We start from the raw sequence: 18,300 nt of genomic DNA, 5'->3' as shown, positions 1-18,300 counted from the left end.
CCGATTACCAACTAAGTTAGTAATCGGTTGATTATAATTAACTGATTTTTGCTTCTAAAGCTTTCAATTCGGCTTCTCGCACTTCGCGAGGTAAGAAACGACGAATTTCTTCTTCGTTAAAGCCGACTTCAAGTCGATGATCATCAAACAAAATTGGCCGTTTGATAAGATCAGGATACTTCACCACTAGGTCAATTAATTGAGAAATTGACAAGTTTTCCATATCCAAATTCAACTTCTTGAAAATATTAGAGCGCGTTGAGATGATATCTTCACTACCATTTTCAGTAAGTCGCAAGATATCTTTGACCTCATCACTATTGAGTGGCTTAGAATTAATATTTCGTTCCTTGAACGCAATATTGTGTTCCTTGAGCCATGCTCGTGCTTTACGACTTGATGCGCTACTTGGTGCTACATATAAGTTTAACATACAAAATCTCCCCCTTATCACGAACTCAAAATAATAAGATTGTAAAAAATAATCTTCCCCTATGAATATTTACACAATTATTCTCCACATTTTTATCTTATCATAGCCATTCACATTGTCAACACCATAAATTATTTTTATAGGAACATTAGTATAAAACATTTGTTTTCTGTAATCGGCATCTCTATAATGAAAATGAACAATATCCAAACAAGGAGTTTACATAATGGAAATCTTTTATTCCATCGCTTTGTTGGTGGTTGCCGCCGTAATCGCCAACATCGTTTATACCGAGTGGCCTGTAGTGCCATTAGCTTTTTATCAAATCGGCAGTGGCTTATTACTGTCACTGTTACCAATTTTTCATCATTACACGTTGTATCCAGAAATGTTTATGCTGGTCATCATTGCGCCACTACTATTTAATGACGGTCAGCAAACCAACTTGAAACGCCTATCGCGTTCAGTAGGTCAAATCATTTCTCTGTCCGTTTTCTTGGCACTGGTCACAGCTATCGGAGTCGGTTTGTTCACTAAACAAATCTATACTGCCTTACCATTAGCGCTAGCCTTTGCTTTAGCTGCCATTATTACGCCAACAGATTCGGTCGCTTTGTCCTCTATTACCAGCGGTTTACAGGTGCCTGACCATTTAGATGCCGCCTTAGAGAATGAATCTTTATTCAACGATGCTTCCGGCATTGTGATTTTTAATCTGGCATTAGTTGCTTTTACTACCGGTAATTTTTCGATTGCCAATGGTATCAAAAATTTTGCGGTCAGTTTTTTAGGCGGTTTATTAATTGGCTTGGTTTTTGGATTTTTATTCACTCATATTCAAAGCTGGTTCATCAGTCAATCAATGGATACTACCAGTGTTGTCGTTCCATTTAGTATTATGACGCCCTTCGCCATTTATTTAATTGCTGAAATCATGGGCAGTTCGGGTATCTTAGCTGCCGTGGCTGCCGGGATTGTGTTCGGTATTTCGCAAAATCGGCTCAAGTTAACTTCTACCAACGTTCAAATTGTTGCTTCAGCTACCTGGCAAATTATCATTAACCTTTTAAACGGATTCGTGTTCGTATTAATGGGGGTTACTTTGCCCACCGTTTTAAGTCAAATGTCTGGTTATTCTTGGCAACGTATCAGTGGACTGGCCCTACTTGGCGTTGGGATTTACCTAGTTATGTTTGTTTGTCGTTTCATTTGGGCCCGTTTAGGCTGGGCTCAATTAATGCCAGAAGACGATTCGCCACAATCTAACTCGTTGCAAAAAAAATTAGCCAGCAACCCTCATCAACAGCGCCGACAACGCCACCAACCTTCATCGGTCAAAGATGCATTTATCATCGCTGTTAGTGGTATTCATGGCACCATTACCCTTTCTATGGCACTGTCAATTCCGTTAGCCGTGGATGGGGTGGCCTTTCCATTTAGAAATGACATCATTTTCCTAGCCGCTGTCGTTATTTTATTGAGTTTGTTGGCCCCATCTCTCATCTTGCCGCAAATTTTACCGGCCGTCGCCAAGGTCGATAAAGAAACCATCGCGCAATACCGGGCCGAAATGGTGGATTACAGTGTCAATCAACTGAAAAATAATTCCACCGCCCCACTCGTTGATCGTGATTACGTTATCGATACTTTAGTAACCCAAAAGAACCAGCAAGCTGATCGCGCCGAGGTCAATAAAATCTTAAAGCAAACGGTCAAAGTAGCGCAGGATACGTTAAATAATTTATCAGATACGAACCAAATTACCGGACGAGTCGCCAACATTACCGCTTCACGAGATTCTCGCATGACCCAACGTAGTTTTTCCAATTACTTCCGCTTCTTATGGCGGCGTTATTCACCAGCTAACCGCAAGCAACGCCGACATTTCCGTGAAAAAAAGAAAAACTTCCAACAATTTGTTCAAAGCGATGATGGTCAACAAAAAATCCAAACCATGACTCAACAACTGGCCACCGCCGAAAATGCTATCTTTAAAAACGTTATTAACTACTTAGATGAAATTAGTACTAAGCAAAATGCCGCTGCGGTAGCTTATGTAAGACGTTTCTACAACGTTCGCCACAACCGCATTACTAACTCCGTTGCTAATAACGATCAACGAACCAAATTGTTCATTCAAGCCCTACAAAGTGAATATTCTTACGTCGCTAACCTATATGGTCAGCATAAAATTTCGAAGCAACAAGCCGACGAATTAAACCAAAGCATCTCTTCTGATCAATTGGTATATATGCAATCCATTAGTGACTAACTCATTACCTCTAAGCCCTTGGCTTAGAGATTTTTTGTGGCCCAAATGCACCCCACCCGACAATTTATATAGCCACGGATTGCACTTAATGGCCAAGTTGCTTATAATTTAATCATTAAACATAATTCAGGTGAGTATATGAAATTAACCATTCTAGCGACCAGTGACACCCATGGTTTTATTCCACCCACTAACTTTGTCGACATTGCTGACGATAAACCATATGGGTTAGAAAAAGCCGCTGCAGTCATTAAAAAATACAAACAAGACCATCCCGACGAAATCACCTTAACTATTGAAAATGGTGATTTTTTAGAAGGTTCACCCCTCGCTTATTTTACTGCGACCAAGGCTAACGCGAAACAGCGCCAGGCCTATACTGAATGTTATAACGCAGTGGATTACGATATCGGCACCATTGGCAATCATGAGTTCGACTACGGGCTGGATTACCTTCACTATTGTATAAACCAGTCCGACCGCAAATTCTTGTGCGCTAACGTCGTTGATAGTCAAGGCGTGCCATTATTAGGAAAACCCTACACTATCATTAATAAAGCCGGCTTAAAAATCGGTATCTTGGGGCTAACTACCACCAGTGCGCGCAAATGGAAAAACATCAATCAACTTAATGATTTTCATCTCGAATCGGCCGTTGCCGTTGCCAAAAAGTACGTGCCCTTCTTACAAAAGTACGCTGACGTAGTGGTCGTAGCTTATCACGGTGGCTTTGAACGAGATTTAAGCGGTACTTGGACCGACATCACACCCGGGGAAAACGAAGGTTACGCCCTCTTAGAACAAGTTCCGGGCATTGATGCGCTCATTTCCGGGCACCAACACCGTAAATTAGCCAATCATTTATTTGGCGTGCCACTAGTTCAACCCGGTCACCGCGGTGAATTTGTCGGCAAAATCACCCTCGATATCGATGACAAAACTAAACGGGTCTTTACTGGTACACCAAACTTAATGTCTTGTGCGCCGGCGACAGAAGATTCCCAAATTGTGGCCACCTTGGCTCCCTTAGAAAAACCGCTAGAAAAATGGTTAGATCAACCTCTCTCTCACATTAAGGGTGACTTAACGTTTGCTAACGCAGCTCAAGCCCGCCTGGAAGAAACTGCCTTTACCGAATTCATTCAAACCGTGCAAATGGCCACTATGGGAACCGACATTTCGGCCACCGCGCTTTACAATAACGAAGCCCATGGTTTTGAAAATCCCATTACGATGAGAAACATCATCACTAACTACGTTTACCCGAATACCCTAGCAGTCGTGCGCATTACTGGCGCTGACTTACGGGCTGCGTTGGAAGTCTCGGCCCGCTACTTTGCCATTAACGAAAAAACCAATGACATCGTCGTTAATCCCCGCTTCTTGTTTCCGAAACACCGCTTCTACAATTACGATATGTATGAAGGCATCGATTACGAACTAAATATTGCTAATCCGATTGGACAACGGGTCACTAAGCTTAAGTACCACGGTCATGACTTACATGATGAGCAAATCTTAGACGTGGCCTTAAACAAGTACCGTGCTACTGGTGGCGGTCATTACCCGATGTTTGATGAAAGTAAAATCATTCGCCGAAACAACACCACTATGAGTCAATTAATTTTTGAATATTTAGAAAATCATCCGGTGGTGGTGGCCAAAAACAATCATAATTTCCAAGTAGTGAATAAACCACAGTGCAATTAAAAAAGATGTTGACCTATTATGGCCAGCATCTTTTTTATTATTCAATGACCCCTAAGCGGCGATAGATATTATCGACGTTGCGTAAGTGGTATTTAATATCAAATAATTGTTCAATTTCAGTGGTTGTTAACGTCGCCCTAACGGCCGGGTCTTGTAACAACATTTGCTTGAACGGTTGACCGGTTTGCCAGACCGCCATCGTAATTGGTTGAATGGTATCGTAGGCCTTTTCACGAGACCAGCCCGCTTCAATTAAAGCTAGCATCACGTGTTGAGAGAAGATGAGGCCGTGGTTGAGTTCCAAGTTCTTTTGAATTTCAGCTTCATTAACCACCAGATTGTTCAAGACCCGGTTCATGCGGTGCAAAATGTAATCAGTGGCTTCGGTACTATCTGGTAAAATCACTCGTTCGGCTGATGAGTGAGAGATATCGCGTTCGTGCCATAAGTTGATGTCTTCAAAGGCCGTCACCATCTCTCCTCTAATCACCCGGGCTAGTCCCGAAACGTTTTCCGAACTGATCGGATTACGCTTATGGGGCATGGCCGAAGAACCCTTTTGGCCCTTGGCAAATCCTTCGCGTACTTCGTTGATTTCGGTGCGTTGTAGACTGCGAATCTCGGTGGCTATTTCTTCCACCATGGCAGCGATCAAAGCAAGACTACTGAGGTATTGGGCGTGTAAATCCCGTGGCAAGATTTGCGTCGAAATCGGTTGCACGCCTAGCCCTAGGGTTTCACAAACTGATTCTTCAACGGCTAGTGGTACGTTCGCAAACGTCCCCACGGCCCCACTAATCTTGCCTACTTCGATTTCTTTTCTGGCATGGCGGAACCGTTCCAAGTTCCGGTTAGCTTCAGCGTACCAGCGCAAAAATTTCAAGCCTAGCGTAGTGGGTTCAGCGTGAATACCGTGAGTTCGACCGATAACCACTAAGTCTTTATATTGGACGGCCAAGTTCTTCAAGGTAGTGGCAAATTCCACTAAATCAGCTTCAATAATTTCATTAGCGGCCTTAATTCTTAGTGATTGAGCGGTATCCACTACGTCGGTACTAGTCAAGCCGTAGTGAACCCACTTACGTTCTGCTCCCAAACTTTCGGAAACTGCCCGAGTGAAGGCAATCACGTCATGATGCGTTTGGGCTTCTAATTCATCGATACGATCTAAATCAAAGTTCGCATTAGCAGCAATTTTTTGATAATCAGCTGCTGGAATTTCACCCAAGTCAGCCCAAGCCTTATCAACTGCTACTTCAACTTTTAGCCAACTATCGAATTGATTTTCCCGACTCCAAATTGCTTGCATTTCTGGTCGTGCGTACCGTTCAATCATGTTAGTTTCTCCCTTGATTTTAAAGATTATATCAATAGCATACCAAATTTTATCCATTTTGAAAACACGAACTTTTACTTTTAGTAGTTTTATAATCATTCGGTTTTGTCTTGATTTATGTTGAACGAATATGCTATGATGCTCTCGTAATCAAACTTGGAGGTAGGAAATTATGACAACTGCAATTGTAATTGGGAGCCAATGGGGCGACGAAGGAAAGGGCAAGATCATTGATTTACTTAGTCAAGATGCTCAACTGACCGTCCGTTATTCAGGTGGCGACAACGCTGGTCATTCTATCGTTGCTGGCGACCGTAAAATCGCCTTGCGCTTAATTCCATCAGGAATCTTAAATCCAAACGCACAATGTGTAATTGCTAACGGAACGGTGGTTAACCCCACAGTTTTATTAGCCGAAATGAAGGAGTTAAACGACGCTGGCATTACCACTGACCACCTCGTGATTTCGCAACGGGCACACGTCATTTTTCCATATCATATCTTACAAGACCAACAACAAGAATTAGACCGGGCTCAATCCGGTGAAAAAATCGGGACTACTAATAAAGGCATCGGTCCTACTTACATGGATAAGATGCAACGAATCGGGATTCGGATGATTGATTTATTAGATAAGGCCGGCTTAAAGAAGAAATTAGCTTTTAATTTAATCCAAAAGCAACGGGTCTTATCCGCCGAACTTTACGAACAACTCCCATCCCTAGATGAATTAACTGAGACCTACTACGCCATGGGACAACAATTAAAATCGCAAATTAAAGATACTAGCACCTTAATTAATCAAGCGGTTGATGCCGCTCAACACGTTTTATTTGAAGGTTCACAGGGTGCCATGTTAGATATCGATCACGGAACCTATCCATTTGTAACTTCAGCCAATCCAACGGCTGGTGGCGCTTGTACCGGCACTGGCTTAGGTCCTACTAAGATCAACCATGTTTTAGGGGTAGCCAAGGCTTACGTTTCTCGCGTTGGTGATGGTCCGTTTCCTACCGAACAAATCAACGAAATCGGTGATACCATTAGAGATATCGCTCACGAATACGGAACCGTAACTCATCGTCCACGGCGAATTGGTTGGTTTGATGCCGTATTAATGAAATATGTAACGCAAATCAACGGGTTCACCGGGTTAGTGATTAACTGCATGGATGTAATGAGCGGTTTTAAAACCCTTAAAATCTGTGTCGGTTATCAAGTTGGCACTGAAGTTATCGATTATTATCCCGCCGATGACGAACTACTAAGCCAAGTAACACCAGTTTATGAAGAATTACCTGGTTGGGACGAAGACATCACTGGTGTAGCTGGCTTTGACCAACTGCCAGTTAATGCGCAAAACTACTTGAAACGAATTGCTGAATTAACCGATACTCCTATTGCTGCTTTTTCAATTGGACCTGATCGTAGTCAAACTGTGCAAATGCAAAAGATTTGGTAAAAATAAAAAGACGTTCTAACTATCGAAAAGGATAGCGGAACGTCTTTTTATTGTTTGAATTGTGATTACCAACATATAGTTAAAACGTGCTCTCATCAGCATCCCTTTCATCTAACTAAAAAAGATCGTATACTTATCGAAAACGTGCGACAGGCCTCAAAAATATCCGTTTAAATCAAAAACCACCAATAGCGGTCAAAGACCGAACTATTGGTGGTTTTTAGCTTTAGTACTCAATTTTTTACCGAGGCCTGTTGCACTCTGAATTAAGCCCTTTTTTTCTTCTTACTCTTGTTCTTATTCCGGTCCGCTCCCACATACGCAGTCGCCCTAAAATCACGAATAGTCGTCACTTTAATCTTACCCGGATACGTTAATTCCGTTTCAATCTGGTCCTTAACGTCTTTCGTCAACGCATCCACTTGCTCATCATTCACCGCATGCGGATCCACAATAATTCGGATTTCTCGACCCGCTTGAATAGCATAACTTTCCTTAACGCCATCATGTTGATCAGCAATTTTTTCAAGACTTCTAAGCCGATTAACGTAATCTTCTACCGATTCGCTTCGAGCACCTGGTCGGCCACCCGAAACGGAATCACCGGCTTCTACCAATGCGGCATATGGCGACGTTGCGTCCACATCACCGTGATGGGCCGCAATTGCATTAATAATTTGTTGATCTTCATCGTATAATTCAGCTAGTTGAACCCCTAATTCAACGTGCGTGCCGTCGATATCATGATCAATTGCTTTACCGATATCATGTAATAAACCAGCTCGTCTAGCTAAACGGGCATCAAGGCCCAATTCAGCGGCAATACTACCAGCCATTTGAGCCACTTCTACCGAATGATACAACACGTTTTGACCATAACTAGTTCGAAACTTTAAGCGGCCTAAAATTTTAATCAAATCAGGATGCATCCACCCCACCCGTAACTTGGCCACCACATCTTCACCGGTGCGACGTAGATCGTTAAGCACTTCACTTCTGGCATCATTGACGTGTTTTTCCACGGCTAGTGGTCCCCACTGGTGTTCTACTGCCAAGTTAGTAATGGCTAAACGGGCAATTTCTCGTCGTAATGGATCTCCAGTTACGATTTGAAGTTCAGTTTCGTTAGCAGGGGCAAAGATTAAGCTCGTCCCGGTCAAAGTTTCCAAATAACGCAGCACCTGTTCATCACGATCCATTAATTTACGCCGACTATCCGCATCGGCAATAATCACTGAATGCTCTAAGTGTTCTCTAGGAAAATCTACCGGTCCCCGTTGAATTAAATCGGTCGCCATCGCTTTAGCAGCTTTATTGACATTACCCTCGTCATCTTCACGCCGGAAACGTAATTCCACTTCTCGTTCTTGTTCTAGGTCTTCACTTAATTGTGTCAAAATTTGGTTTTGGGCATCTGTAACACTCATCCCCGCCGTTTGTGCCATCATATTCACCCGGGTGTCGAGTAATTGATTGCCGGCATCTCGATCCTGTTTGATTTGCGCTTTAGTTTGACTTAATTCATGATTTAATTGACCCAAACGATCAGCCACTTCGTTCAAATGAACGCGCGTGCTATCCAACATTTTTTGATGTTGTTCCACCCGATTAGCTCGAGTTTGATTATCCGCTTCGTAACTATCAAGTTCTTCTGTCATCGACAACTTGTAGCTATCGGTTTGACGGTTAGTTTTTTGCTGGATACTTTGGGCCTGCTGGTGAGCCGTTTGGCTACCTTGTTGCAATATCTTTTGCGCTTGCTGATTAGCTTGATCTAATTCAGTTTGGTGCTTTTTTTCTTGCAACTTATAGCCCGTAATTCCACTGATTACTACTAAAACAATCGCAATCAACAATATGACAATTAGTTCCGTTGGCATTCTTAACCTCCTTTAATTATTATCTGGTTTCAATATTAAAATTTTATTTGACGCGACAATAAATGCCGCTACTTCCTATTATACCGAAAGTTAGCGGGTTCGCGAACTTAGTTTACATATTTCGCTAAAAATTTCTGCACTTTAGCTGTATACAATGCCGGATTTTTCTCATAGGAGCGGGCATGCGCCGCCCCTTTCATGATAAATAACTCTTTAGGGCCATGATCAGCATGATACAGTGGGTAAACCATGCTGGTAGGAACAAATTTATCGTTACTACCATGAATAAATAGCATTGGTCGATGATTTTTTTGTACCTGCTTTAGCGAGCTAGCCTGTTGAAAGCTATACCCCGCCTTCAACTTAGTAATTAAGCTAACGATAGGAACCATTGGCCATTTAGGCAAATGATACATGGACTTCGCTTGGTAGGAGATTTCATCATAAACACTGGTGTAACCACAATCTTCTATGTAAGCTTTGACTTGCTTAGGAACATCTGCTTCGCCACTAACCATCATTGTCGTAGCCCCACCCATACTGGTCCCAAACATCACAATTTGTGAATCTGGTCCATTTTTAGCTACGACTTTTTTGATCCACTTCACGTAATCACGCCGATCTGGCCAACCGTAGCCAATGTAGTCGCCTTGACTATCACCATGAGCACGATCATCTGGCACCAACACATTGTAACCTAAGTTATGAAACATGTAGGCATATTGATACATTTGGTCCTTATTACCCATAAAGCCGTGAGCCACGACCGCTGTTTTGACGGTCTTTTGAGTGGCCGGAATGTAGTTAGCCACTAACGTGAGGTCAGCTCCCGCCGCTTGTTGTTGCCACGGTTGTTTATCAGCATGGTCATACCATTTCTGTGCCGGATATAAGGAACTGGCCTTAGTAACTCGTTCCTGTTTGGACAAAAAGGACTTGGGGCTAGGCACGACCGCTACCTTAAAGAAATACCAACCGGCCCCCAAAGCCAGCACTGCCAGTAGACCACCCAAGCAACCCACACCAATTAACCAATATTTGGTTTTTTTCTTCATCACAGGGACCTCTCATTTCTTAAAAACAAATAATTTTCGTCAATTAAGCAAATTATATGCTCCCCCTGCCAGCAGCGCAACCATTCTAACGGTGCCCAATTGGCGCAAATGAAGTATAATGATACTTGTTAGGAAGGTGATTAAATGTTTCCCGAACGACTTCGTGCCTTACGAAAAGGCCAAAACATTACACTAGCACAATTAGCCGATGCATTAAACGTCCAATTCCCCACGGATGAAGAACACGAAAATACGGCCTCTCAAATCGGAAACTGGGAACGGGGCGTGCGAACCCCTTCGTATTTAGAGGTTCAAAAACTCGCTCGTTTTTTCCGAGTTTCAATGGATTATTTAACCGGCTTGGCTGATAACAGCCAGGTAGATTTAGGACGCCTCTTTATTTCTGATAAAGAACTGTTATTTAACCAAGAAATGCTAACCAGCCAGGACCGCTACGAAATTTATCAACTAATCGAAGGCTACATGCACGGTAAAACTCAACGCCACGCTACCAAGCGTAACCGGGATGTACAACTTGATTTAGGCTTAAATAACCGGGATGGAAAGGACTAGGAATGGTTTCTAATAAACAAAGAAAAAAGCTACTAAAAAATAAAAAAATCACCCATTCAGCTCCGGTGGCTACCGCTCCTTATATTAGTCGGATGCAAGCTTACGGTGAGTTATTTAGTGATTATCCCACCGTCAAATTTTTGATTAACCATGTTTTGCAAAGCGATCGCTTAATTAAACAAAGCTTGCTCCCTCAAGATTTACCATATCTTTTGTTACCAGATGATATTCAAGATCAGATTTTCCAAAAAATAAATCAGCAATTTGCACCGGGAGATACCGCGGGCGACCAAAAATGGAATCAATTGGTAGCAGCTTTACCTCAGCTAGACGCTGATTTACGGGGCTTTCGGGATTACTTAGAAGAACAATACGGTATGTGGGCCTACATATCAGCACCACTAGTAGCTGACATCGCTGGTTACGTGGGCGACAGCGCGGTGTTAGAAGTAATGGCTGGCAACGGCTATATTTCTAAAGGCCTCAAAGACCTGCATAAAACCGTCTACACCACTGATAGCTTAGCTTGGACCACTGAAAATCAAACCGGGAAACACCAAGTCACCGACGTTGAAAAACTGGATGCTATCGCTGCTATTCAAAAATACCAAGATCAAGTGGACTACGTAATCATGAGTTGGTCCCCGGACGGTTTACCGATTGATCAAGAAATTCTAGCAACGCTGCGCCAATCAGCTCGACCATTAAAGTTAATCGTTTTAGGCGAAAAAAATGGTGCTACCAATTCCAAGCAGTTCTGGGAAATGGCTCATTATATTGAACCAGAGGCCACTGCTAAGTTGAATCGGCACCACCAACCATTCGATTTAATTAAAGATCAGATTTACCTAATTGACTAATTCTGGGCAACACCAATTTTTTGGTAGTTGCTTTTTTTGCGACCACACTTTTTTCAATTCGCAATAATTCCTTTTTGCTGTCAGTGCCCCCTCGATAACGTCCCAGATCACCGTTGCTTAAAATCACCCGATGACACGGGATCAGTATCAATACTGGATTTAACGCTAAGGCGTGTCCTACGGCTCGGGCAGCTCGAGGCCGGTTGACTTTTTTAGCCACCTCGGCATAAGTCATGGTAGTTCCGTACGGAATCTTGCTAACCACCTGCCAAATTTCATGTTGAAAAGCTGTGCCCACCGTCAAATCTAGCTTAACATCAAAAGTTTCTCGCTTGCCAGTTAAGTAATGTTCAAATTGGCGTTTCACATCAGCAGTAACTGTTTCATCATGTTTAAATTGATAGTTAAAGTGGTCATCCGGATAAAAATCAAAAATTTCAGACAAATAACTTTCTGGACTCGAGACAAAGTTCACCCCGTCTTGGGTCATTGTGAAAAAGAATTTGTGATTACTAATTTCCACGGCATCCCAATAAATTTGTTTCATTTATAAAAATCTCCAATATTTAATACTAACATTGTAACATCTTTTGGTAACGACCATTTATTTAGCACCTTAGTTAACCAAAAAAACGCTCCGGTAGTTTCCGCAGCGTTTGGAAATTATTCACTTGTATCATGGATTTGACTAGCTAATTCGGGGTTAGCAAACTTATCAAAAAACTCCTTAAGTTCCTGTGCTAACGCTTCAGAAGCACTAAACGTCACAATCGTGTCATGACCGGCAATGGTGCCAGTTACCATTTCTAGTTTTAAATCATCAATAATCGCTGCTAAAACGTTCGCGTAACTGGGTAACGTGTGAATAACGTTCACGAATTGCACCTGCGTAACGTCAGTCACAGTACTATTGATCATTCTCTCCAACCGTTCTACTTCATTTTTATTACCCGTTTTAAAAATCATATACCGGGAGTTACCAAAGCTATCTGGTTGTTTCACGATTTTCATTTCTCGAATATCCCGAGACAGAGTCGCTTGTGCAACATCGATGCCATTTTGTTTCAGTTTTTCCATTAATTCTTCTTGAGTGGTGATGGCCTCTTGGTTAATAATTTGCTCAATGCGAGCTTGACGAGTTTCTTTTTTCATATAAACTCCTACTTTTGACTAAATGTTTAATCATTCTATATTTAACTAAAAAAATGAATATTATTCATTAATCATACACTAATCTGTGTAATAATAACAATAATGTTGGTATGAATGAGTGGTTAAATAAAAAACAATAGTCCATAAATATTTAACTAACCTAAATTATAAATTAGCTACATAATTAGTAACAATAATTTATAATTACAATTCTTAAAATTGTACTTAGATTGTGAAAAAAGGTTGGGAATTTAATTCCCAACCTTTAAGATAACCCTTATAGTCATTGCTACCAACTAGCTTTTTTAACACCTGGTAGTTGGCCTTCATGTGCAAGTTTTCTAAAATTAATTCTAGATAACTCGAATTTACGCATGAATCCCCGTGGACGACCATCTAAACTGTCACGACGGTGCATTCTAACCGGTGAAGCATTCTTAGGTAAGCGGCTAAGACCTTCATAATCGTGATTAGCCTTTAGTTCCGCCCGCAAAGCAGCGTACTTTTGAACAGTTCGTTCAATCTTACGTTCCTTTTCAATCTTTGATTTTTTTGCGATAATAAACCCTTCTTTCAAAATATATTGTAGTTGTTCTTTTAAAAAGTAATAATTACCATTTAGAAGAATACCACACTTACAAAAAATGTCAATTTTTGTGAGTTATTTTACGACTTTGTGTCAATTGGTATATATAGTTTACGAGTAGGGATTATCTTGATATAATTCAAAGTGTTTTGTTATTAAGGTTTGCGTATCATAACCATAACTAAGGAACGATTATGACAATTTGATCAAAGTACCAAACCACTCATAGTTCGTTAGCCAACCCAATCTAACTTATACTAAGGAGATTATGCCCATATGAATCGAAAATTACTATCGTTCCTTGAAGAAATTAAGGCTCAAGGTAACATGTCTAAAGCGGCCGAAATTTTATTCGTTACCCAACCATATATTAGTCGGGTAATTAAAAATGCTGAAACTCAATTCGGCGTTCGTTTAATTGATCGTTCATCTCATCCAATCCAGTTAACGTATGCGGGCGAAAGATTACTCAGCTATTTACAAGAAGAAAATCGACTCCGTTCTAGTCTTGATCGCGAAATGACTCATTTGTCAGAATTTAAATACGGTCATTTAACGATTGCTTCTAATGAAGTGCTTGATAACAGCATCTTCAACCCTGTTTTGACCCAATTTTATAACAAGTACCCTAAGATTCACGCCCAACTGCTTAAAATGACCAGTCGGGATGCCGAAAACCGGTTATTATCTGGTTCACTTGACTTCTTCATGGGTCAACCATTACGTAACCATAAAGTGGAATACATTCCTATTATGAATTTCCCATTGGTATTGATCGTACCACGTTACTCTAAGTTGTATGAACGTGGTAAGCTCTGGGCTGATTACAGTGCCGCTAAGGTTTCCCAACTTTCTGGTGAAGCTTTCATCGGTACACCACATGACAGCAATTACCAACGCATGGTAAACAACTTCTTGAATGATCAAGGAATTTCAGTTGAATACAACGTAGAAGTTCCAGACATTCATTTGGCGACTACCCTTTCTGAAAATCAATTAGGTGCCGTCATTACACCAAAACATTTGATTGAAGAAGATAAACTTAGTGACGAAGCTAAAGAAGACTTAAACTTCATCGAAATTCCTGAAGATGTCTTCACTTCTAACTTCGGGGTTTCATACATCAAAACCAAGCAAAACTCTGAACCAGTTAATGATTTAGTTGATATTGTTACCAACGTAGTTAATGAAGTTCATGGTAACGAAAATAAATAGCACCACAAAAAAACAACCATCATTTTGATGGTTGTTTTTTATTGTTCATTATTAAAGTTCTTCTTCAACCTGGTCTTTAACCCCAGTATGATTTAACAATAGATTGAGAATTACAGCAGCTAGCCCACCAACAACCATTCCGTTACTCATCAAAGTTTGAACGCTGGCTGGTAAGTATTGAAACAAACTAGGTACACTAGTAACCCCAATGCCTAACCCAACTGAAATGGCAATAATTAACATGTTCTTATTGTTCATTTCCACGTTCGATAACATCTTAATTCCTTGAGCGCCCACCATCCCAAACATTACTAACATGGCACCCCCGAGGACGGAGGTAGGAATTAAGGTCGCAATTGCCCCAAACTTAGGTACTAGTCCCAGGATAACTAACATCCCGGCAGAATAATAAACCGGTGCGAGGGTTTTAATTCCAGATAATTGCACAATACCGACGTTTTGAGAAAAAGTAGAGTATGGAAAAGTATTAAAGAGCCCCCCTAAAATCGCAGAAAGCCCTTCAGAACGGTAACCCCGTTCCAAATCATTGTCGCTTAAATCTTTACCCACAATATCAGCTAGGGCGAAATAAACCCCAGTGGATTCAATCATACAGATGAAAGCTGCCATAATCATGGTTAAGGCCGAGGACCATTCAAACTTAGGTGTCGCAAAGTAAAAGAAGTGTGGCAATTGTAACCAGTTAGCTTGACCAACGGTTTTAAAATTAACAATACCCATCCCAAAGGCCAACAAGGTACCTACTAAAATTCCAATTAAAATTGAAATTTGCTTTAAGAAACCGCGACCCCAAATATTCAAAATCAAGATAGTGACCGCCGTCACCAAAGCAATCATTAAGCTAAGTGGTTGTCCAAAGTTTTTACTGGTCAAGTCCCCGCCGCCCATATTTTGAAAGGCTACTGGAATCAAAGTAAATCCAATTAAAGTAATCAAAGAACCAGTAACCACCGGAGGAAAGAACCGGCGCATCTTAGCAAACGGCTTGGCCATCAACATCACGAAAATCCCCGCAATAATAATGCCACCATACATATAAGCTAGGCCATAATTTTTGCCGATTGCTTCTAGCGGTGCCACGTACTCCACTGCACATCCCAGCACCACCGGCAGGCCGATCCCAGTCAACGGCGTCCGTTTAATTTGTAGAAAAGTGGCAATCCCACACATAAAGATATCAGTCGACACCAAGTAAGTCATTTGTAAGGCCGTAAAATGAAGCGCTCCACCAACCAGTAATGGAATAAGTATATCGCCCGAATACATTGCTAATAAATGTTGTAACCCTAAAATTGCATTACGTACTACTGATTTTTGGTTAGAAACCGAATCATTTCCCATGACAACCTCCATTTGTTTTAAATTAGACTAATATTATCATCTTCGCTTTTGAAATTCAATGTAAAATACGAAGATTATTCTTAATTCCAGGAAAAATAATGGTTTTCGTCATCTTTTTGTTCGTGTTTTCCGGTTAAATCACTATTAATATTCGGGTCTTACTGAATATTAACCGCTTTCATAAGCATACTAAAAAAACCTCCACAACTAATTGTGAAGGTTTCAATGACTAGAATATTTAGTACCATCCGTACCAACGCCAATGCTTTTTCGCATTTACCCAGCTACCGTAACGATTTTTAACGTACCGGTCGGCCGTCATTTCTTGATTGTATTTTGAGAAATCGCCCTTTAAGTAAGCGCGTGATAACTGATACCGACCAATGTATTGACCATTACGAACACTGTATGAGCCGCGAGATTCACGATAAGCAATCCATTCTTTGGCTGCTTTATTTTTCTTAGATAATTTGCACTTATAAACCTTTTTCTTGGTTTTAGCGCTTGCCACTTGGGTCATCGGTGTGGTCACGTTAGTAAAGTTTAACAAATCACCTGAAGTAAATAAGGCCAATGAACTAACAGCCATTAGTGCCATTTTTTTAATTTTCATGGTTAAAATAATTCCCCCAAATTCGTCTTCAATACTTTCATTATATCTAACTGGATTTACAGACAAATTAACACCATGTTACAAATAGATTAATTCAAAACCAGAATCTAAATAGGCGTCGTTTTTGCTAAACGAACTGACTCTCCCTTACAATTAAGACATAGTAAAAGAATACTTTAATTAAAGCTAACAGGAGGTTATGTTATGTATAAAAATATTTTAGTTCCTTTAGATGGTTCCGAAAATTCACGTTTAGCATTAGATGAAGCTTTAACTATTGCGCAAAAGTTCGATTCTAAAGTTTTCATCGTCTCCGTAGTTGATCCTGGTCGTGTTTCTGGGGTAATGTTAGAAGCACATACCGCCGTGGGTCCGGATCAATTAATTGGCCCAATGATTGAAGAAGCCGAAAGCTACATCAAAAAGGCCGTTAGTGAAGTGAAAAACCGTAATATTCCTTACGAAACTAAGGTTTTCCAAGGTAGTCCTAAGGGAATGATTGCTAAGGATATTCCGGAAGAATATGATATTGATTTAACGGTAATGGGTAAGTCAGGGGCCAACGCCTTAACTAGACTCATGATTGGTTCGACAACTGCTTACGTGGCACGTTATGCTAATAACAACGTTATGATTGTTTCTCAAGATGAATAATTAGTGACTGCGGTAAGTGAACGTTAATAACCCAACGAGATTTTGACTAAAATGGTCAAAATCTTTTTTTATTGATTAGTTTCCTTTCATGACCGTAGTCAAGCTCCCCTTTAATTTACTGCCCACTTTCCAGACAACGCCCCCAATCATCACCCCAATAGCATTAGCAATAACGTCATTGATATCAGAGCTTCGGTTCAACCACCACCAATGAGAAATGAGATATTGTATCGTTTCAATCCCACCACCAACCACAAGACCACTAATTATCAACGACCAAGCTGGTCGATGTTTGGCTATCATAGCTCCCAGTGGGATGGTTAACCAAATATTTTCTAAAACTGAAAATTGCCAAAGATACACTTCAAAAGATACCCGCCCTGTCCCTAACGGAGTGATACTGATCCAAAAATCAGTAATCGACAATGGCGTAAACACCAATACATTCACCGTCATTAGATAAAGATATTCCCATAAATGAAGGTGTTTGCGATTTTCTTTAGGTAAGTACCAGGCGGTTAACAATAAGGCCAAAATCAAGCCAAATAGCCAACGCATAAAATCACTTCTTTCAATCAATCTTTTTTAGTTTTTTTAAACTCATTTTGCGGTAATATGATAGGTAAATCTGCTAAAACGAGGTGCGTCATCATCGATTCAGAATTCAATCCCATTACTGCTGCCGGCTACCAACAAATCGAAGCTAAAATCGAGGCGCTAAAAGCTGATCGGCCCCACAAAATTCAAAGCTTAGCGGCAGCGCGGGCTCTCGGTGACTTATCAGAAAACGCCGAATATAGTTCGGCTAAGCGTGATTTACGCCATTTAGAAAGTCAGTTGCGCTTCTTAAATAAACAACTCCAGTACGCCCGAATTGTCACACCCACGGATAGTGACACCGTTGAAATCGGTAATTTAGTGACCGTCGAATTCTTAGATGATCACGAAACCGTGACTTACCAAATTGTGGGCACCCAAGAAGTGGACGTGGACCAAAATAAATTATCAATTGCCTCTCCCTTAGGTAAAGCTGTTTTAAATCATCATTTAGGCGAAACTGTGACAGTCCATGCTCCTGCGGCCACATTTGCTATCAATATTCAAGCAGTGAGCCTACCGAATTAACTACCTATTAGT

The 18,300-nt window shown here is 40.9% G+C and carries 18 protein-coding genes; 8 read left to right on the top strand and 10 right to left on the bottom strand.

Annotated elements, in window-relative coordinates; genetic code table 11:
- Positions 1-37 precede the first annotated feature (37 nt).
- A complete protein-coding gene (gene spx / locus HII32_RS03605) occupies positions 38-433 on the bottom strand; it encodes a transcriptional regulator Spx (protein ID WP_172188383.1) in 396 nt (131 codons plus the stop codon).
- Between the two features lie 226 nt (positions 434-659).
- On the opposite strand from spx, the gene HII32_RS03600 reads away from it, so the two are divergent.
- Positions 660-2,705, top strand: coding sequence for a cation:proton antiporter (locus HII32_RS03600; protein ID WP_172188381.1), 2,046 nt, complete (start codon positions 660-662; stop codon positions 2,703-2,705).
- 138 nt (positions 2,706-2,843) lie between these two features.
- Positions 2,844-4,415: a bifunctional metallophosphatase/5'-nucleotidase gene (locus HII32_RS03595; protein ID WP_172188379.1), complete on the top strand. Its 1,572-nt coding sequence runs from the start codon at positions 2,844-2,846 to the stop codon at positions 4,413-4,415.
- Positions 4,416-4,452: 37 nt separating this feature from the next.
- Here the strand turns inward: HII32_RS03595 and purB are convergent, their stop codons facing one another.
- Complete coding sequence (gene purB, locus HII32_RS03590) at positions 4,453-5,751, bottom strand: adenylosuccinate lyase (RefSeq protein WP_172188377.1); 1,299 nt, start codon at positions 5,749-5,751, stop codon at positions 4,453-4,455.
- A 172-nt stretch (positions 5,752-5,923) separates the two neighbouring features.
- On the opposite strand from purB, the gene HII32_RS03585 reads away from it, so the two are divergent.
- Positions 5,924-7,213 carry an adenylosuccinate synthase gene (locus HII32_RS03585; protein WP_172188375.1) on the top strand — a complete coding sequence of 430 codons (1,290 nt, stop codon included), beginning with the start codon at positions 5,924-5,926 and terminating at the stop codon, positions 7,211-7,213.
- Between the two features lie 266 nt (positions 7,214-7,479).
- Here the strand turns inward: HII32_RS03585 and rny are convergent, their stop codons facing one another.
- Both rny and HII32_RS03575 read right to left on the bottom strand, forming a co-directional pair.
- Positions 7,480-9,093, bottom strand: coding sequence for a ribonuclease Y (gene rny, locus HII32_RS03580; protein WP_172188373.1), 1,614 nt, complete (start codon positions 9,091-9,093; stop codon positions 7,480-7,482).
- Positions 9,094-9,200: 107 nt separating this feature from the next.
- Entirely contained in the window at positions 9,201-10,148 is a 948-nt protein-coding gene (locus HII32_RS03575) for an alpha/beta hydrolase (RefSeq protein WP_172188371.1), read from the bottom strand.
- 144 nt (positions 10,149-10,292) lie between these two features.
- On the opposite strand from HII32_RS03575, the gene HII32_RS03570 reads away from it, so the two are divergent.
- Both HII32_RS03570 and HII32_RS03565 read left to right on the top strand, forming a co-directional pair.
- Positions 10,293-10,721 (top strand): helix-turn-helix domain-containing protein, encoded by a 429-nt coding sequence (locus HII32_RS03570; RefSeq protein ID WP_172188369.1) that lies wholly within the window; start codon positions 10,293-10,295, stop codon positions 10,719-10,721.
- 2 nt (positions 10,722-10,723) lie between these two features.
- On the top strand, positions 10,724-11,581 hold the full coding sequence (locus HII32_RS03565) for an SAM-dependent methyltransferase (protein ID WP_172188367.1): 858 nt from the start codon (positions 10,724-10,726) through the stop codon (positions 11,579-11,581).
- On the opposite strand, the gene HII32_RS03560 is transcribed toward HII32_RS03565, so the two are convergent.
- The 3 genes from HII32_RS03560 to rpsN form a co-directional block, all read right to left on the bottom strand.
- Positions 11,553-12,128 carry a methylated-DNA--[protein]-cysteine S-methyltransferase gene (locus tag HII32_RS03560; protein WP_172188365.1) on the bottom strand — a complete coding sequence of 192 codons (576 nt, stop codon included), beginning with the start codon at positions 12,126-12,128 and terminating at the stop codon, positions 11,553-11,555. The two genes, HII32_RS03565 and HII32_RS03560, sit on opposite strands and share 29 nt — an antisense overlap.
- Before the next feature lie 116 nt (positions 12,129-12,244).
- Positions 12,245-12,733 carry an arginine repressor gene (gene argR / locus HII32_RS03555; RefSeq protein WP_172188363.1) on the bottom strand — a complete coding sequence of 163 codons (489 nt, stop codon included), beginning with the start codon at positions 12,731-12,733 and terminating at the stop codon, positions 12,245-12,247.
- A 289-nt stretch (positions 12,734-13,022) separates the two neighbouring features.
- Positions 13,023-13,292 carry a 30S ribosomal protein S14 gene (gene rpsN / locus HII32_RS03550; protein WP_172188783.1) on the bottom strand — a complete coding sequence of 90 codons (270 nt, stop codon included), beginning with the start codon at positions 13,290-13,292 and terminating at the stop codon, positions 13,023-13,025.
- Positions 13,293-13,595: 303 nt separating this feature from the next.
- On the opposite strand from rpsN, the gene HII32_RS03545 reads away from it, so the two are divergent.
- On the top strand, positions 13,596-14,534 hold the full coding sequence (locus tag HII32_RS03545) for a LysR family transcriptional regulator (protein WP_172188361.1): 939 nt from the start codon (positions 13,596-13,598) through the stop codon (positions 14,532-14,534).
- Between the two features lie 51 nt (positions 14,535-14,585).
- On the opposite strand, the gene HII32_RS03540 is transcribed toward HII32_RS03545, so the two are convergent.
- Positions 14,586-15,896: a nucleobase:cation symporter-2 family protein gene (locus tag HII32_RS03540; protein ID WP_172188359.1), complete on the bottom strand. Its 1,311-nt coding sequence runs from the start codon at positions 15,894-15,896 to the stop codon at positions 14,586-14,588.
- 238 nt (positions 15,897-16,134) lie between these two features.
- Positions 16,135-16,509: an aggregation-promoting factor C-terminal-like domain-containing protein gene (locus HII32_RS03535; RefSeq protein WP_172188357.1), complete on the bottom strand. Its 375-nt coding sequence runs from the start codon at positions 16,507-16,509 to the stop codon at positions 16,135-16,137.
- Between the two features lie 204 nt (positions 16,510-16,713).
- Between HII32_RS03535 and HII32_RS03530 the strand changes: the two genes are divergently transcribed.
- A complete protein-coding gene (locus HII32_RS03530) occupies positions 16,714-17,163 on the top strand; it encodes a universal stress protein (protein ID WP_172188355.1) in 450 nt (149 codons plus the stop codon).
- Positions 17,164-17,238: 75 nt separating this feature from the next.
- Here HII32_RS03530 and HII32_RS03525 read toward each other — a convergent pair whose 3' ends face one another.
- Complete coding sequence (locus HII32_RS03525) at positions 17,239-17,742, bottom strand: VanZ family protein (protein ID WP_172188353.1); 504 nt, start codon at positions 17,740-17,742, stop codon at positions 17,239-17,241.
- A gap of 36 nt (positions 17,743-17,778) precedes the next feature.
- On the opposite strand from HII32_RS03525, the gene greA reads away from it, so the two are divergent.
- The gene (greA, locus tag HII32_RS03520; RefSeq protein WP_172188351.1) at positions 17,779-18,288 is read left to right on the top strand and encodes a transcription elongation factor GreA; all 510 of its coding nucleotides are present in this window, start codon (positions 17,779-17,781) and stop codon (positions 18,286-18,288) included.
- Positions 18,289-18,300: the final 12 nt, after the last annotated feature.

The organism is Lentilactobacillus kribbianus (assembly GCF_013184075.1).
In the GTDB taxonomy this organism is placed as follows: domain Bacteria; phylum Bacillota; class Bacilli; order Lactobacillales; family Lactobacillaceae; genus Lentilactobacillus; species Lentilactobacillus kribbianus.
The sequence above is the reverse complement of the archived record's forward strand: the minus strand, read 5'-3'. Positions and strand labels throughout refer to the sequence as shown.

Coding starts and splice junctions, on each gene's coding strand:
- HII32_RS03535 (WP_172188357.1), bottom strand. CDS start 16,509: ATGAAAATTAAAAAAATGGCACTAATGGCTGTTAGTTCATTGGCCTTA.
- HII32_RS03530 (WP_172188355.1), top strand. CDS start 16,714: ATGTATAAAAATATTTTAGTTCCTTTAGATGGTTCCGAAAATTCACGT.
- HII32_RS03575 (WP_172188371.1), bottom strand. CDS start 10,148: ATGAAGAAAAAAACCAAATATTGGTTAATTGGTGTGGGTTGCTTGGGT.
- argR (WP_172188363.1), bottom strand. CDS start 12,733: ATGAAAAAAGAAACTCGTCAAGCTCGCATTGAGCAAATTATTAACCAA.
- rny (WP_172188373.1), bottom strand. CDS start 9,093: ATGCCAACGGAACTAATTGTCATATTGTTGATTGCGATTGTTTTAGTA.
- HII32_RS03545 (WP_172188361.1), top strand. CDS start 13,596: ATGAATCGAAAATTACTATCGTTCCTTGAAGAAATTAAGGCTCAAGGT.
- HII32_RS03560 (WP_172188365.1), bottom strand. CDS start 12,128: ATGAAACAAATTTATTGGGATGCCGTGGAAATTAGTAATCACAAATTC.
- HII32_RS03570 (WP_172188369.1), top strand. CDS start 10,293: ATGTTTCCCGAACGACTTCGTGCCTTACGAAAAGGCCAAAACATTACA.
- HII32_RS03540 (WP_172188359.1), bottom strand. CDS start 15,896: ATGGGAAATGATTCGGTTTCTAACCAAAAATCAGTAGTACGTAATGCA.
- HII32_RS03565 (WP_172188367.1), top strand. CDS start 10,724: ATGGTTTCTAATAAACAAAGAAAAAAGCTACTAAAAAATAAAAAAATC.
- spx (WP_172188383.1), bottom strand. CDS start 433: ATGTTAAACTTATATGTAGCACCAAGTAGCGCATCAAGTCGTAAAGCA.
- HII32_RS03585 (WP_172188375.1), top strand. CDS start 5,924: ATGACAACTGCAATTGTAATTGGGAGCCAATGGGGCGACGAAGGAAAG.
- HII32_RS03600 (WP_172188381.1), top strand. CDS start 660: ATGGAAATCTTTTATTCCATCGCTTTGTTGGTGGTTGCCGCCGTAATC.
- purB (WP_172188377.1), bottom strand. CDS start 5,751: ATGATTGAACGGTACGCACGACCAGAAATGCAAGCAATTTGGAGTCGG.
- HII32_RS03595 (WP_172188379.1), top strand. CDS start 2,844: ATGAAATTAACCATTCTAGCGACCAGTGACACCCATGGTTTTATTCCA.
- greA (WP_172188351.1), top strand. CDS start 17,779: ATGATAGGTAAATCTGCTAAAACGAGGTGCGTCATCATCGATTCAGAA.